Below are 13,981 nucleotides of genomic sequence, written 5' to 3'. Positions count from 1 at the left end.
TTTACTAAGAAATATGAGGGACAAGTTCTTCTTAGAACCTTTTATGCATTTATTTAGCGCAGTTCAGTAGGTACAAAGGCATCAACAATTCCGATGACCAGGGATGCCAGAAGAGCCCCAATGATGCTGACTTGAATCGAGCCGGGTACAATAAACTGGCTGACATAAATCACGACAGCCGATACTAAAAAGCCGACAACTCCCCGATGCACACGGGTGACTTTATCCCGGCCAAAGGCCAGCTCCACTACATATCCCAAGACAGCAATGACAACGGCCGCAATGAGCGCCCCGGTAAAGCCGGCGACTTTGAGACCGGGTACTAAGTAACTGACTAAGAGAAGGACTACGGCTGAAACAAGAAAGCGGACAATCATTCCTAACATAGGTTGTTCCTCCATTTCAAATTGAATTCTAGGCATTTAGCCTAAATACATCCTTTATAGTCTGAACAATTTTATAAATATTATTTATCCTGCATTAATCCTTGTAAATTTTAGGATTCAATGATAAAATAGTCTTTGCGTAATCTGATGGAAAGATTCGATCCAAAGGGGGTGACCAAAAGTGCCAAATATTAAGTCCGCAATCAAAAGAGTTGAAATCGCTAAAGTCCGCACCATTAAAAATGCGGCTGCCAAATCAACTTTACGCACAACGATTCGTCGTTTTGAAGAGTCTTTAAGCACGGACGCCGAAACCGCAAAACTTGCGTTAAATAAAGCTACCCGCGCTTTGGATAAAGCTTCTTCCAAAGGTTTAGTGCACAAAAACACGGCTGCTCGCAAGAAGTCCCGCTTAACCAAGCGTTATGCGAAGCAATTTGCGCAGGTGGGCTAAGTCGTCTATACACAATAGGAATAATTAAAACGACATAGAAAGAGCGTGTCGCTCTGTGTTTATATTATGAACACAGAGCGACACGCTCTTCTTATATTGCCATATGGCGGCTCCATTTTAAAAATATCTTTGTTTCCCCACACATGTTGGTGTTATAATCCGTTAAACATTGGAGAGGCAGAGGCGTCAACTGATTCATATCTTGTCCGAGTTAAGATGATATCATCTGCCAGGGGTTTCTACCTCACGGACAAACACAAGATCACCTTTCCTCTTATATTGTCTGAATAATCCCTTTGGTTGATACGCCTGTGCAAATTGGAGCCATGTACCATCCTTGCTATAAACCTGATACAAAAATGCATCTCGACGAACCCCTTTTAACCTTACATATCCATCAAAAAAAAGGATGATACGTGTTTGTTTAGATGATTGATCATATGCATATTTTATAGCCGCATCAATTGCCTCACGATAAGTTTTTTCAGTTGAGAATATAGTCACCTTCTCATCTTCAGGTTGCCCCTCTAAAACATATGGACGAGTTGCCGGTTCGCCACTTTTTCTTGCTTCCTCATCTGATTCTATAAGACTATACAACTTCTTAACAATCCATTGATCCGACTCGACATTAAATCCCTCTATGTTGCTCATTTTATGCCCTCCTATTATTACCTCAAATGCCTTTCTCATTAGGAGCCTCCCCGCTCCCGGCACGAGCGGTATTAGTAATCAAATCACATACATGACTGATGGTTTTCCAGTCTCATGTTTCACAGAATTTGACAACCATCAGCTCCAACAAAAATTCAGGATCCCCTTTTCCCGTCTTGATACCCACATCCGTCTCCAGACACTCTCTTAAGGCCCAGGATAATTGTTCCCAGGTCAACAGGGCTGCCTTCTGCCATATCTTTTGAGCTTCGTAGGGTTTAATACCCAAGAGTCGGGGAGCCTCCTCCACACCCTTGCCCTGTTGCCGCATCGCTCGTGCCCCGAGGAGCAGGCGAACCTGACGGGATAATAGGGTTAGGACTTTTAAGGAATGTTCCTGGCGCAGCACTTGTTGAAGCTTTTGCACCGCTTCCTTCGAGGAACGGGCCGCTACAGCATCCAGGAGTTCAAAGACAGTGGCCTCCACAGCCTGGGGCACCAGGCTCCTGACATCTTCTGCCCGGATTTCTTTGCCCTCCACATATAAAGCGAGCTTATCCAACTCCTGGCTCAGGGCCCCTACCTGATGTCCTCCCCACTCCAGAAAAAGAGCCTTGACTTGGGGTTTCATGGTTTTACCCCGGGAAGCCAATTCCCGATCCAGCCAAGCGCTCCATTCCTGCTGTCGCTTGGGGCTGCCGAATTCCAAGATTGACCCCTTTTTCTCGATAGTTTTAAAGAACTTCCGTCCACGATTCACACTTTGGGCAAGAAAAACAATACAAGTCCCTGGATTGGGATTTTCAAAATAAGCGAAAAAGGGTTCCAAGGCATCCCCTTGACCATCTTGAAAATAGGGAATGTCTTCAACGATAATCAGTTTGCCGCCAAAAAAAGAGACCGTATTGGCGATTTCCACAATCTGCTCCGGGCCGGTACTTTTTCCGGATAGAATTTCTATACCACTGCCCGATGGATCTTGGGCAAGATAACTATTCTTTAACACATGAAGAGCTTCTTGAATAAAAAACCGTTCCTCACCATACCAAAGATTGACGGGAGGAATTTGATTCTTGACAATTCCTTGTCGAACTTGATCTACTTCCCACATAACAGCCCCTCCTACCCTCTTATTGTAACCAAGGAGAGGCAGGAAAGCAAAAGAAAAGACCCCTCCAAAACTGAAGGGGCAAAAGAAAGAGGAGGAGAAAAGAGATGTTCCTTCCTATTCTTACCACCTCATTAAGTTTTATACATTTATATGTATAATTTTTTTAAATTTAATTTGCACTGCGCTTCTTAAAAGTGTTTCTTCAATTTATCCTATTCCTGCCGGTGATAACCTCCACAGATATCCCATCAAGTTTTATCTGAATGGTCCCGTCCTCATCCGTCCTATAAATAGGAACCTGCCGCTCACTCCAGTACTCCAGAACTTGTGGGCTGGGATGACCGAAAGAGTTCTTCCCTACGGGAATCACCACCGCTTGGGGATTGATCTGAGCCAGCATATCCGTCATTAAGGAATAGCGGCTGCCATGGTGAGGGATTTTGAACACGTCTGCTTCATAGTTCTGCCCCGAGCCATAAATTTCTTCCATCTGCTCTTCTTCCATATCTCCCGTTAAGAGCACACTTTGTCCCGCTTGGTTTTCCAAACGCAAAACAAGGCAATTATTATTCTCATCAGATTTGGTTCCCTTCAATACTTCACCAGGGGCGATCACAGTGAGCGTAATCTGGGAATCCAAAGTCAATTGATCGCCACGGGACAACCTTTCCAGGGTCATCTTCTCCAGCATCTTGATGAGCTCCCGGTCCGGCCCGCCTTCTCCCCACCCATTCTGAGAACTATCTTCTGCCTGCCCCTCCCCAAAGGAGTCATAATTCAGCCAGTTCAATCCATCCTCAGGAATCCCCACCCAGCCCACGGGAATAGTCTCAAGAATTGCCCCGGCCCCACCTACATGATCTCCATGAGGATGGGTCAGAATAAGGGCATCCAGGCGCTTGATCCCTCGCTGAAGGAGGTAAGGCACAATAACCCGCTCCCCTGCGTCAAAAGTACTGGTCTTAGGCCCTGTATCCACCATAATCCGGATTTCTTCTGGCGTCTCAATGAGAATGCAGTCCCCCTGCCCCACATCGATAAAAGTCACTTGAAGAACACCCGGTGCGTTCCAGGGACTCCATAAGAAAAGCAGCAGGAGAACCACGGCCAGGACTCTTTCCCCTTTAATCCCCAGCTTTGCCCACCCAGCCCTGGAACTCTCTTGGCCCTTCCTATTCTGATTGATGAATTCCCGGCATTTTGACCACCATCTCTCACTTTGGGGCATTACCTTTTGCAGGACTGCCCCAAGTGGTCTCATCAAAGCAATCCCCCGTATAATCCAAGGTTGACCAACCCGATACAAGTTCCCCAACCCCACCCTGATTATAAAGCCAACCTTTTCCTTCCCCACAAGAAGTACAAGAAACCAGCCATACCAACATACCCAAAAGAGAGGTCCGGGATTCACCACCCAAACATCCGCCCAAGGAATCCGGGCCAGCTGCATAAGAAATTCACTTACCCCAGTTAAAAGCCAAAGGCTGACCTGAAATAAGGGCAATGCAATCTGAGGAATGAAGGAGAGAAAAACAGCAAGAATTCCCAGTTCAAAAATACTTCCCAATACAAACAGGGCCAAAAGATTGGCCAGAACTCCGATAATGGATAAGCGGTGAAAGGCACCTATCATCAGGGGCAGGGTAGCAGCCTGGGCGGCACAGGTCATGGAAAAGGCACTCTTGATCGACTTGGGCCAATCCCTGACCCATGACATTTTCTCCAGGTCAGCACTTAAGATAAGAATTCCCCAGGTGGCCATAAAGGAAAGCTGAAACCCTATATCTTTGAGGATTAATGGCTGCCATATAAAGAGCAGGAAGGCCGCAAGCAAGAGGCTCCTGCAGCCATTTCCTCTTCCAGCTTCTCTCCCCTTCCCCAATCTTCCTAATAAAACAAAGACCGCCATGATCGTTGCCCGCAGAATCGGCGGATTACCTCCACAGAGCAGGGCATAAAAAACCAATAGGACAAGGGTTATTCCCACTCGCCACGAACGAGGCAGAAAAAACAAAAAGTTCCAGCAAAGGAGCAGGAGAAAGGCCACATTGGAACCGGATGCCGAAAAGACATGATAGACCCCTGTAATCCGATAACTTTCCAAGGCTCCTTCCGGTATCCTGCTTGTATCCCCGAACAAAATTCCTTCCAGCAGGCTGGTCTGGGCTTGAGGATAGTCTGCCAGAAGCTCCTGTACATGGTTCCGAACCCGCCAGCTTAAGCCAGCGGTGCCGGTCCTCAGTATCTCTGCCTCACCTTGGGCGGTAATCCATCCCGAAAGGCCACGGACAGCGTTATACAGGGGATAATCAAACTGACCTTGAGTTCCCGGAGGCTTGGGCTGCTCGATCTTGGCCGTAAATGCCAGCGTATCCCCCGGCCGAACAAGATCCCACCCCGCCGGAAGATTTCCCTCAACATCAAAATAAACCCGCAGACGGTATTTTTTTTTAAAAAAGTCTCCAGCCCTCGGACCTTCCTCTGAATACTCCTCTCCATCAAGAGATGGCTCCGGAGCATCCACAGGTCCCAGAATTTCGAATAACCCTACGGCCCCCTCCTCATGAAGAGACCAATCCTGCAACCCACCCGTAACCTGAACATGGCTCATAGTAAGGGGCGGAGCCAATGCCAATTTTCCCGTCTGCCCAAACCCAAATCCCACCAGGATACTGGCACAGAGGATGAGGATTTCTGGCCGCAACTCAGGGCCGAAGAAATCCAGGGGTCTCCAGAAGAAGATGCGCAGCAGCACCCATAGGAAAATCCCCAGAACAATCCACCACATGGGTTCTGGGGTGTAAACTCCTATTAAACCACCCATAAGCAAGGCGGCTAAGCGTCTAGTCCATGGATCCCTCATGGCCCCACCGTGACCAGATCAGCCATCTTGGCATAGGTCTTATTCCCAATACCGGAAACCTTTTTCAAATCCTCAGGCTGCAGAAAAAGACCATGCTCGATCCGATATTGAATAATCCGTTCAGCCAGCGCAGGCCCAATCCCCGGCAGCTTATCCAATTCGGCGGCATCGGCTGTATTGATATTAATTAAATTAGGGGAGCCTGATGCGGCACCTGCACTCGGGCTAAGGTTAGCCGTGGCGGTCTGTCCCTGGGGCTCCTGGGATCCAGCAGCTGGAAGTGCCGCAGGCTGCAGCTGCAGTACCGGTTTATAAGGCACGATGATCTTCTGACCGTCCTTTAATTTCTCCGCAGGATTGATCTGATCGATGTTCGCTTCAGGCAAAGGGCCCACCTGCTGCAAAGCGTCATTCAAGCGGGCATTCACCGGCAAATGAACCAACCCAGGCTTCTCCACCGCCCCGGACACGTAAACGATGATTTCCCGATTTTCAACCGCCCTCTCCACCATGACGGCCGAGTTGTGAGGCAGGATAAATTTCCAGACCGCTGCCACGATCAAAAGACCTAAAACTCCCCACCAAAGGTAACGGATCTTCCGCTCCAACAAAATCACCCCATAATCCTCAGGGTTACTCATCATCCCCTAAGTAATATGGGGTTTTCTCCACATTTCCCTTTAATTCCTCTCTCGAATTCCAACAAGGTTTGTCGATTTTTCCCTTCTTAACGTTTTAATAATACTGTAGCAAATGGCAAACATAATGAACAAGAAGGGAAATCCACCCAGGATCGAGGCCATTTGCAGGGCATCCAACCCTCCATCCCCGAGCATCAGCAGCAGCCCTGCAGCAGCTCCCATCGCTATTCCCCAAAACAGCTTTAAGGGAATCCTTGGGTTTTCGTTCCCTCCGCTGGAGAGCATACCCAGGACGATAGTGCATGAATCAGCCGATACGACAAAGAAGGTAAAGATGACAAAGATTAATATGAGTGAAGTGATCTCCCGGAAGGGAAACTGTTCAAACAAAACGAATACCGCACTGGAAATATCCACATTAATAGCATTGGCCAAAATACCCTGGGACACTTGATTAAGTTCAAGGCTCAACGAAGTCCCCCCGAAAATGCCAAAAAAGATCATATCCAGAAGAGTAGGCGCGATCAAAGCGCCCAGGACGAATTCTTTGATAGTGCGCCCTTTCGAAATCTTGGCGATGAACATACCGACAAAGGGGGCCCAGGCAATCCACCAAGCCCAATAAAATATTGTCCAGCTGCCCAGCCAGCCGCTCTGTCCTATGGGATCCGTCCAGAGACTCATAGCAAAAAAGTTCTGAATATAAACCCCTGTACTGTTGACAAACATATCCATAATAAATTTCGTGGGACCGAAGAGAAAGACGAAAAGGAGAAGGCCTCCGGTGGCAATTAAACTCAGATCGGAACCTATTTTTATTCCTTTCAGGTTAGGAGTACAAGCTGAAATCAGATAACAGATAATGACGATGGCCAATATTCCTAAAAGCAAGGGAATACCTTGAGGAATGCCGTAATTATAAGTAATTCCTGCCGCCAGCTGCTTGGTACCCAGACCGATGGTGGTTGTCATACCAAAAAGCGATGCCCAAAGGGTAATAATATCAATTAATTTGCCGATAGGGCCATAGATTCTATCCCCTAACAGTGGATAAAAGCAGCTGCTCAAGAGCATCGGCATCTTATTGCGGAAAATAATGACCCCCATGGCCAGCCCGATCAGGACAAAAGAAGCCCAGGCGCTGAGCCCCCAGTGAAAAAAGGAGATGGCTAAAGACCATTCAGCTGACTGTGATGGGCTAAGAGCACTGACATAAGACGGAGGGTTGAGAAAATGATTGATGGGCTCAGCAATGGACCAGAATACTAACCCCACTCCCATGCCACAACCGAAAAGCATGGCAAACCAGGAGAAGGTGCTGTATTCCGGTAAGGTATCCTGGCCTCCCAGTTTGATATCGCCGTAGCGGCTGAAGGCTAAGTAAAGGCAAAAAAGCAGGAAAAAAAGAATTCCCACAATGAACAACCAGCCCCACTGCTGAATGATGTAATCAAGAATGGTATTAGAGACATGGCTCAGCCCTTCAGAATCAACCACACCCCAAAGGAGAAAACCCACCGCTAACAGAGCTGAAATGATAAACACATAGGGATCAATATTCCCCAATAGCGCCCAATTCGCGGTTTTAGGCTGCCTATTGAGAACTTTATTGTTCTTGGAATTTGTTTCGGTTTCCATATCCATTCTCCCCTCTATCTCTGGATTTTTCTCTTCATTTAGCCTATAGTATGGTATAGACACCTGTTATCACTCTATTTTGAAATTTCAAGAAGCATAGGTGATGATGATGAATCGGTCTAGTCTGGAAGGCTTCTTTGATCCTTCTTACCTGGAAAATATATTGGGCAATTTTACACAGGCCACAGGCCTTAGAATCGAGGCCGTCAACTATCGCGGTGAGACCTTTTCCATTCCGGGAAGTTTAGACAGGTCTCCTTTCTGCCAATGCATCCGCAACAATCCTCAGGGCAATAAACGCTGTATCGATTCCTATAAACGGGCTACCAGTGAAGCCGTCAAATGGGATGAACCCTATTTCTTCCGTTGCCATGCAGGCCTTGTGATCTGGGCTGTTCCCATCCTTAGCAAAGACATTACTTTGGGAAGCATTATCTGTGGTCAAGTTCTCCTCTGGAAGCCGGATCGCTTTTTTATTCAGGAATTACAGGATATTAGTAAAGGGCTTAAAATCGACCCCGAGGAATTAAATCAAGCGGTTCCCAATCTCTCCATCATATCCGCCGACCAGGCCCAGGCTGCCGCTAATCTTCTCTTTGTGGTGGTCAGCCATATCCTTAAAAACAATCTTCGGGCCTTTGAAGAGGAGAAAGCCTACAAGGTCTTGCAACAGCAGCTCCATGACCAAATACTCAAGCGCAAAAAGGGCCCCCGGAGAACGGATATTTCTTATGAATCCATCTTAAAAGACGAAAGAAGATTTCTGCAATACATTCGACTTGGGGATAAATCAAGAGCCTTTGCTACTTTGGAAAACTTAATCATCAAAATCTACACGAAATCCACAGGTGAGCCCCAATTAGCCAAAGACAGAATCGTTGAGTTGGCCGCTTTAACATCCCGGGCCGCCGTGGAGGGAGGTTCCGACGCGGAACAAGCCGTGACCATTCTCAGTACATTCTACAAAAAACTGGAGAATATGGAGCGGGTAGAGGAGATCATCTATTTCATTAAACAGATTGTTGATGAGTTTCTGGAAAACATCTTTATCTTAGCTGATAAAAAACATTTAAGCCTGGTCAAGGATGCCCGATCCTTCATTCTGCACAATCATGCCCAGCCTTTAACAATTGCGGATGCAGCCGAGCACCTCTTTATCAGTCCTTCTCACCTTTCCAGACTCTTTCGGCAGCAATTGGATTGTACATTTAATGATTACTTAACCCGCGTCCGGGTGGAGAAAGCCGTGGAACTCTTGAAAAAACCCGAATTCAGTGTCAAAGATGTGGCATTGGCCGTCGGCTTTCAAAACCAGAGTCATTTTGCCAAAGTCTTCCGCAAATATATAGGAGTTACGCCTTTAGTCTATAGAAACAGCCTATTTTAAACGATGAAAGGAAGTAAACAATGATCCTTAATCAATTGAAGCATTCCATTTTAGAAGGAGAAGCTGAAATAACTTATGATTTAACTCATAAAGCTTTATCTATGGGCTACCCGGCCCAGGTCATCCTGGAAAAAGGCCTGATCGCCGGTATGAACGAGATCGCGGATAAGTTTCGTGAGCGCAACGTGATCATCCCCGAAGTTCTCATGGCGACCCGTTCCATGCATGCCGGGCTCAGTCTGTTGGAGCCCCATCTCATTTCCAGCAGCCCCAATAAGCCTGGCAAAGTCATCGTCGGGACTGTGGCCGGAGATTTGCACGATATCGGCAAGACTCTGGTCAAAACCATGGTCATGTCCCTTCGTATTAAGGTCATTGATCTTGGGGTTGATGTCACCCCCAAAAAGTTTGCCGATGCTGTCCGCAAGGAAAAGCCTGAGATCCTGATGATTTCTGCCCTGCTGACCACGACGATGGGGATCATGAAGAGCATCATCGAGGAGGTGCGGCAGCAAAGTCCCAGTGTCAAGATCTTTGTTGGCGGCGCACCGGTTACTGAAGAATTTGCCAGTGAAATTGCTGCAGACTATTATTTTGAAAATGCCTTCGAGATAAGGGATTATCTCAAAGAAAATTATGATAAACTCTTCCTCCGCAAAGACTAAAGAAGTCCTGGCTTGGTCCAAAGACAAGGTTATCCCTTTAGTCAGTTGGCTCCAAATACATACTTCTCATGAAAAAGTTCGTAAAGGTTTTGTCCCCGCCCAGTTCGACATGTTGAATCCGGCGGGCAAGCTCTGCCCCCTCGGCAAAGGTCCCCTGATTGAGAAGGGCGCGAATTGCACCCAGGTGGGCTGCATTTCCTGCCATCTTAATCTTCTCAGGATCCGTATGGGGAGTCAGCCCAATGCTGAGGATGGACTCTTTCTTAAGATAGGTGGCGAAGGTTCCCGCCATGACGATGGAATCCAAATCCTGGAGCGAAATGCCGGCCAGGCTGACCAACGTTTTAATCCCGGCACATACTGCACCTTTAGCCAGTTGTAAGGCTTCGATATCTCTTTGACCTAAAGAGATATCTTTTTTATGTTGCCGGCCAAAAGCAAACACAAATTCCCAATAATCCTCTTTCTTGCGGATTCGCGACTTTAACTCATCCGCTAAGCTGCCATCCTTATGGTCAGGATCAACGAAAGCCCCTTTTCGATTAATGATACCGGCTTGGCGCATTTGGGCGATACCATCGATCAAGCCTGAACCACAAATTCCGAGGGCCTCCTCATCCCCGATGACCCGGAGCTCCACACCCTCTTCGTGGATTCGTATCCCTTCAATAGCACCGGGCTTTGCCCTCATGCCATGGAAAATGCCTGCTCCTTCAAAAGCTGGACCTGCCGCGGTAGAGCAAGCCAGCATCATTTTTTCGGTTTTTAGAACCAATTCGCAATTGGTGCCCAGGTCGAGCAAAAGATGATTTCCCTGAGCCAGCACCTCAGGCGCACCCATGAGGGCTCCCACCGTATCCCCACCCACAAAGCTCCCAATGTTAGGCAATATCTGAACGACAGCTTCCGGATTGCTCCCCAGACCCAACTCCTTGGCGGAAAACTCGAGAGCCTGATTATAGACAGAAACATAAGGTGACACAGCAAGATTGGATACATCCAGCCCCAAAAAGAGATGACTCATGGTTGTGTTGGCAACAATCGTCATTTTATAGATGGAGTTACGGTCAATCTTATGCTGACGCACCAGCTCATCGATCAGGGTGTTGATAGTGCTGCGGACTGCTTCGGTGAGCTGAAGGCGGTTCTCCACCCCCTCCCCGGCATAGGCTATCCTGGAAATGACATCGCCACCAAAGGCTGTCTGTCCATTTTCAGCAGAGACACTTCCCAGAACTTCCCCTGTCTTCAAGTCGATCAGGGCCACGGCGACACTGGTGGTACCGATGTCGATAGCCAGCCCATGCAGAGCTGTCCCATGTCCCGATTGAACATCAATCACCCTATTCTGCCAAGTGACCACAGTTACCTGATAGTCTTGTTTGCGCAGAGTCCCGGAAAGTCTCTCCAGAACTCCCAGAGAGGGAAGAATTAACCCCTGCTCCGGCATCACCTTTCTATATTCATCAACAATCCTATCCCAATCCCCACGTTCATCCTCCAGACTCGGCTGCGCTATCGTCAGAGAAATCCCGCTCAATCCGGAATCCAAAGTAATTTGGGCATCCCTGCGCAGCACTGTGTTCTTGCGATCAAATGAATTGGACAGATTTACATCGATTTCCATACCTTTTTGAGGCTTGACCTGGCAAGCAAGGCGGATGCCCTCCTCAAGCTCCTCGGCGGATAAATATCTTAAATCGGCAGAAGTTACTGCAGGCACCCCTTGAATAAAGCGGACCTTGCACTTGCCGCAGATTCCTTTGCCATTGCAAATATTATCGATCCCGATGCGGTTTTCAAATAAATTAAGCAATAAATTCTTACTGTCCCCTATCTTTACCTCTCCGTAATGCTTTATTCTGATGATCACCGTTCTCCCTCCCCTGCTTGTGTTTACGTTGGATCACTTTCGGCAAAATGCTTCAGAGTCACAGGCTGACCTGGCTCAATGAACACAATGTCCTCAAGCTTCTCACCCCGAACCAAGGCGTTGAGCAGGCCGGCATCGCCTTCCATCTCTTCGATCTCCCAGCCGAAAAAATCAGCTATTTTTTGCAGCTTTCTGTAATAGGACTCCGGCATTTCCATACCCACCGATTTAATCAGCATGGCTTTGTTGTAGTGTCCGTAAAGAGCTTGGATGATCTTCCCGGCCTTTTTCTCGCCATACTTTTCCACATATTCCAGGTACTCGTCATAGGGAGTACGGCCATAGTCCAGCCATCCCTGGCTGAAGAAATAGGTTCTGGTGTTCTTGCCGAAAAGCTCCAGATAACGAACATTGGAACCCATCAAAAGACCGATGCAATCATGAGTAGCCGGTATCAGCATCGGAACGGCTGGCGAAACTAAGTCCACCAAGGTATTGGAGCAACGGCCATAAGTCAGGACAATAAGATCATAATCCTGGCTGGCATCAATGAGCTCCTGGATTTTTTTATGGAGTTCCGCCGGTTGGGCATGATAATTAAAGTCAAGAAATTCGCACGCCATCAACTCATCGTTCTTTAGGGCTTTGATCTCATTCATGGTGGAATGGCAACCGATCAGTTTAATTTTCATAGTAATTCTCCTGATGAGGTAAAACACCCAGATACAAAATCTGAGTGTTTTACCTGTGGTTTAAGCTCTATTACTTTGGAGCACTAAGGATGATCGCTCCTGAGAGCTTTAAGAATACTATAACACATAACCAGCATGATGAGCATAAAAGGAAAGGCCGAGGCAATCGAAGCGGTCTGAAGCGCTTTTAAGGCCGCCGTACCACCCACAAGAATGAGCACAATCGTCATAGCACCTTGAACAATTCCCCAAAAACTGCGCAGTTTCTTACTGGGGTCCATGTCCCCATTGGAGGTCAGCATGGCCAGAACGTAGGTAGCTGAGTCGGCTGCGCCCACAAAGCAAGTCATGATCAACAGGATGGCTAAAGGTCCGGTTATGGCATAGAGAGGCATCTGTTGCAGCAAGGCAAACAACGCAGTAGTGTAGTCGGAGTTTACAGCGGCTTGAATTAATCCTCCGGAAATCTGGTCCAGATTAAAGGCTGCACCGCCGTAGATACCCAGCCAAATCAGGGAAAACCCAACCGGCAGCAAGGTTACGGCAAAGACAAACTCCCGAATAGTCCGCCCTTTCGATACCCGTGCTACAAACTGACCGACAAACGGAGCCCAGGCGATCCACCAAGCCCAGTAGAAGATTGTCCAGCCGCCCAGCCAATCCATATTGCCCATCCAGAAGGTTTGACCGATAAAGTTCTGCAAGTAATCCCCCAAACCTTGGGTAAAGGTATTGAGGATAAAGACTTTACCGCCAAAGTAGAAGATAAACACCATAAAAGCGACAGATAACCAAACTTTTACATTAGCTATGGACTGCATCGCTTTATGCAGGCCGGAAACTGTGGCCAAAGTAAAAACAACTGTAATCACGGCAATGACAAGGGAAATGGTCAGAGGGCTTGCCGGAATTCCCCAGATGTACTGTATTCCTGTGGCTATCTGGCTGGAACCCAAGCCCAAACTGGTGGCAATACCAAAAATAGTAGCGAATACTGCCAGAATATCGATAGCTTTACCAATCGGTCCATAAATCCGATCGCCAATGAGCGGATAGAAAGCCGAGCTAATCAGGAAGGGCAGCCCTTTGCGGAATTGGAAGTAGGCCAGAGCCAAACCGGCGATGGCAAAATTAACCCAGGCATGAATGCCCCAGTGAAAGAAAACGACCCGCATGGAAGTTTGCATAGCTTCCACGGTTCCAGGCTCTCCGAAAGGCGGACTGTTAAAATGCATAATGGGTTCCGCAACAGACCAAAAGACCAAACCAATGCCCATACCCCCGCCAAAGAGCATGGCAAACCATTGGAAATTGCTGAATTCCGGTTTGTCATCATCAGCACCCAGCTTGATTTTCCCGTAACGGCTGATAGCTATACCAAAAACAAAGATAATAAAAATTGCAACAGCTAAAAGGTAAAGCCAGCCGAAATTCGTGGTTAATAAGGCAAATACTTTATTGACTACATTGGCCATGTTTTCAGGTAAAAATACTCCCCACAGAACAAACAACAGGGCAATGGCTGAAGAAATATACAATACGGTGTTTTGCTTCTTCTCAACTCCCATATTCACTCACCTCTCCAAATTTTTCAATAATCCGAAAATTTGCTATTGA

12 protein-coding genes are annotated in these 13,981 nt (G+C 47.4%); 3 read left to right on the top strand and 9 right to left on the bottom strand.

Features of this window, described 5'->3' with window-relative positions; translation table 11 throughout:
• Positions 1–53: 53 nt before the first annotated feature.
• Positions 54–386, bottom strand: a complete 333-nt coding sequence (locus BUA14_RS22665) for a phage holin family protein (protein ID WP_015945164.1) — start codon at positions 384–386, stop codon at positions 54–56.
• 181 nt (positions 387–567) lie between these two features.
• On the opposite strand from BUA14_RS22665, the gene rpsT reads away from it, so the two are divergent.
• Complete coding sequence (gene rpsT / locus BUA14_RS22660; RefSeq protein WP_005816503.1) at positions 568–840, top strand: 30S ribosomal protein S20; 273 nt, start codon at positions 568–570, stop codon at positions 838–840.
• A gap of 222 nt (positions 841–1,062) precedes the next feature.
• On the opposite strand, the gene BUA14_RS22655 is transcribed toward rpsT, so the two are convergent.
• The 5 genes from BUA14_RS22655 to BUA14_RS22635 form a co-directional block, all read right to left on the bottom strand.
• Positions 1,063–1,494: a hypothetical protein gene (locus tag BUA14_RS22655; protein ID WP_072774758.1), complete on the bottom strand. Its 432-nt coding sequence runs from the start codon at positions 1,492–1,494 to the stop codon at positions 1,063–1,065.
• Between the two features lie 112 nt (positions 1,495–1,606).
• Complete coding sequence (holA, locus tag BUA14_RS22650; protein ID WP_072774693.1) at positions 1,607–2,605, bottom strand: DNA polymerase III subunit delta; 999 nt, start codon at positions 2,603–2,605, stop codon at positions 1,607–1,609.
• Between the two features lie 202 nt (positions 2,606–2,807).
• Positions 2,808–5,468, bottom strand: a complete 2,661-nt coding sequence (locus tag BUA14_RS22645) for a ComEC/Rec2 family competence protein (protein ID WP_072774692.1) — start codon at positions 5,466–5,468, stop codon at positions 2,808–2,810.
• On the bottom strand, positions 5,465–6,112 hold the full coding sequence (locus tag BUA14_RS22640; RefSeq protein ID WP_072774691.1) for a ComEA family DNA-binding protein: 648 nt from the start codon (positions 6,110–6,112) through the stop codon (positions 5,465–5,467). Before BUA14_RS22640 ends, BUA14_RS22645 begins: the two co-directional genes overlap by 4 nt.
• A gap of 36 nt (positions 6,113–6,148) precedes the next feature.
• On the bottom strand, positions 6,149–7,747 hold the full coding sequence (locus BUA14_RS22635; RefSeq protein WP_072774757.1) for a BCCT family transporter: 1,599 nt from the start codon (positions 7,745–7,747) through the stop codon (positions 6,149–6,151).
• A 109-nt stretch (positions 7,748–7,856) separates the two neighbouring features.
• On the opposite strand from BUA14_RS22635, the gene BUA14_RS22630 reads away from it, so the two are divergent.
• Together BUA14_RS22630 and BUA14_RS22625 are read left to right on the top strand one after the other, a co-directional pair.
• Entirely contained in the window at positions 7,857–9,134 is a 1,278-nt protein-coding gene (locus tag BUA14_RS22630; protein ID WP_072774756.1) for a PocR ligand-binding domain-containing protein, read from the top strand.
• Positions 9,135–9,154: 20 nt separating this feature from the next.
• The gene (locus tag BUA14_RS22625) at positions 9,155–9,799 is read left to right on the top strand and encodes a corrinoid protein (RefSeq protein WP_072774690.1); all 645 of its coding nucleotides are present in this window, start codon (positions 9,155–9,157) and stop codon (positions 9,797–9,799) included.
• Positions 9,800–9,836: 37 nt separating this feature from the next.
• Here the strand turns inward: BUA14_RS22625 and BUA14_RS22620 are convergent, their stop codons facing one another.
• The 3 genes from BUA14_RS22620 to BUA14_RS22610 all read right to left on the bottom strand — a co-directional run bounded on the left by BUA14_RS22620 (position 9,837) and on the right by BUA14_RS22610 (position 13,932).
• The gene (locus tag BUA14_RS22620) at positions 9,837–11,672 is read right to left on the bottom strand and encodes an ASKHA domain-containing protein (RefSeq protein ID WP_072774689.1); all 1,836 of its coding nucleotides are present in this window, start codon (positions 11,670–11,672) and stop codon (positions 9,837–9,839) included.
• 23 nt (positions 11,673–11,695) lie between these two features.
• Complete coding sequence (locus BUA14_RS22615; protein ID WP_072774688.1) at positions 11,696–12,364, bottom strand: DUF1638 domain-containing protein; 669 nt, start codon at positions 12,362–12,364, stop codon at positions 11,696–11,698.
• Between the two features lie 83 nt (positions 12,365–12,447).
• A complete protein-coding gene (locus BUA14_RS22610) occupies positions 12,448–13,932 on the bottom strand; it encodes a glycine betaine uptake BCCT transporter (RefSeq protein WP_072774687.1) in 1,485 nt (494 codons plus the stop codon).
• Positions 13,933–13,981: the final 49 nt, after the last annotated feature.

It is taken from the genome of Desulfitobacterium chlororespirans DSM 11544, from assembly GCF_900143285.1.
Classification (GTDB): Bacteria; Bacillota; Desulfitobacteriia; order Desulfitobacteriales; family Desulfitobacteriaceae; genus Desulfitobacterium; species Desulfitobacterium chlororespirans.
The sequence above is the reverse complement of the archived record's forward strand: the minus strand, read 5'-3'. Positions and strand labels throughout refer to the sequence as shown.